The sequence below is a fragment of the Brevibacillus sp. FW306-2-1A-C05A genome (assembly GCF_058781555.1).
In genome coordinates this window covers 1-1,474 of the sequence record NZ_JBYSWV010000104.1, presented here as the reverse complement: position 1 = coordinate 1,474, position 1,474 = coordinate 1, and the positions used below count along the sequence as shown (strand labels likewise).

The 1,474-nt window shown below is 48.4% G+C and carries 1 protein-coding gene; it reads left to right on the top strand.

Going from position 1 to position 1,474, the window contains the following annotated elements:
• Nucleotides 1-125 precede the first annotated feature (125 nt).
• Nucleotides 126-1,331 carry a transposase gene (locus AC3WJN_RS25500; RefSeq protein ID WP_007781419.1) on the top strand — a complete coding sequence of 402 codons (1,206 nt, stop codon included), beginning with the start codon at nt 126-128 and terminating at the stop codon, nt 1,329-1,331.
• Nucleotides 1,332-1,474: the final 143 nt, after the last annotated feature.

The window sequence follows — 1,474 nt, the reverse complement described above, 5'->3', positions numbered from 1 at the left end:
GAGCCTTTTGCATAAATCTAAACCCTTGAGCAACAAGGTTTTCTGAGCATAAAAAAAGGACTTCACCCCGACCTGGAGAAGTTTTTCGGTGACCAAACCACAAACCCCAGAGGAGGGAAGTCACTTTGTATATTCTCCAAGAAAGTCTGTTTTCCTTTGAGGAACTGCAAAAGTTAGAATCGCGGGAGCGATTGCCTATTTTCTTCAGCGTGCTTGATTTACGTCCCTACGCCCAACAGCTAAGAAGTACTTCACCCCGTGGTGCTGAAGGGCACTGCCGCCAAGCGATTCTTCGGGCACTCCTGGTCGCACCGTTGGAAGGAATCTCAACATTTACCACATTGCAGCGTCGTCTTGAGTTGGATTTGCGTTTCAGATATCAATGCGGTTTCCCTTTAGACCGCTCAGCTCCATCAATCGCTACGATTAGCCGAGTATTTGCCGAACTGACCAGGAAGGGGTTGGCAGAGCAACTATTTCTGGATCTCGTTCGCTTCTGCCAAAGTGAAGGAATCATCAAGGGGAACCATCTGGCCATCGACAGCGCAGCCATTGAAGCGTATGAAAAGAAGCAACCGAAGTCTCGCAGTGAGCAGACAGGCAATGCCAATTGGGGAGCCAAATTCGACTCGTTCGGAAATAAGCTTTCGTGGTTTGGGTACAAGATTCACCTTGCGGTGGATACAAAAAGCGAATTGCCCATGGCTCTTAAGGTCACTCCCGCCCATATAAATGACGGAGATATGGGTCCTGTGCTGATGGAGCAGGTAGCGGCTCGTCGGCTAACAAAAGTGGACTTCGTCATGATGGATGCCGGATACGATCAGTTGAAGAATTACATAGCTGCTCGTAGAATCGGGGCGCAAGCGATTATCCCACTAAATCTACGCAATGAGAAAGAGCCTCCCGCTGGCATGACGTCAAATGGGACTCCCTGCTGCTCCATGGGGTACGAGATGACGTATTGGGGAGCCGATGGCGACCAACTCAAGTTCCGCTGCCCCCATGCAACAGGAAAAGTGGACTGTCCTCTCGGCATGGCGGCTTGTTCTGCATCGAATTACGGCATGGTGGTGAAAGTCGACATCAAGGATGATCTTCGTCGATACAGCCATCCACATCGAGATACCAAACGCTGGAAAGAACTTTACAACGAACGAACCAGTGTAGAGCGTTGCAACTCTCGCCTCAAATCGTATTTGACAGCCAATTCCCTGCATGTATGGGGCATCGAGAAAGTCAAGACGCATGTATATCTGAATGCCATCGTCCTTTTGGTTTCCGCACTGGCTGTGGCAAGAATACATAAGATCGAGAAGGAAGCTGCGTAAAAAACGGAGCGATAAAATTCTGCAGGTCTGCCCAAAATCAGTGTTAGCCCTTGATTTTCTTTTATTTTGATAACAATTCTTCATGCAAGGACTCCTTCGAATTTATCGCGTCTAATCAAGAAGTGAATTTTGCAAAAGGCTCA